The organism is Polaromonas sp. P1_G4 (assembly GCF_056405475.1).
Window position 1 is genome coordinate 1 of sequence record NZ_JBFUCA010001045.1, and the last position, 581, is coordinate 581.

General features: G+C 61.3%; 1 protein-coding gene. It reads right to left on the minus strand.

Translation table 11 applies throughout. The annotated features are described in order from the left end of the window. Positions 1 to 171: 171 nt before the first annotated feature. Positions 172 to 581 (minus strand): alpha/beta hydrolase (locus AC1D1X_RS25265; RefSeq protein WP_477699633.1); only part of this gene is annotated, 410 nt, incomplete at its 5' end.

Here is a 581-nt window from a genome sequence, read left to right on the forward strand (position 1 = left end):
GTTGTTGGGAAACTGCCCGAGTGTCGCCGCCCGCAGCAGCGAGACTACTCGCGCAAAGCAGTGGAAGCATCAGCGAGGCGCAAAACCTCCGTCTGCGCGTGGCGAAGTGAAAGGCGGTCTCGCGTTCGACGCAGACGCCGCTCACCACATTGATGATCGCCCGAACCGCCATCAGGCGCCGGTCTGCACCAGGTGCTTGCCGAAGAACGCAGTCAGCTTGCCCCACGGAATCATCGTCACCCGGTCATACAGATCCACGTGGCCGGCGCCCGGAACAATAAACAACTCCTTCGGTTCAGCGGCCCGCTTGTAGGCGTCTTCGCTGAATTCTTTCGAGTGCGCCTGGTCGCCCGTGATGAACAACATGGGGCGAGGCGAGATCGTCTCGATGTCATTGAACGGGTAAAAGTTCATGAACTTGACGTTGCTGGCCAGGGTCGGGTGCGTGGTGGTTCGCGGCGATCCGCCCGTGGGCGTGTATTCGCCTCGCGGTGTGCGGTAGAAGTCGTAAAACTCGCGCTGGATGGGGTGCGTGTCCGCCGTCAGTTGATGCACGGTGCCACTGGTGTACTGGATCGCAC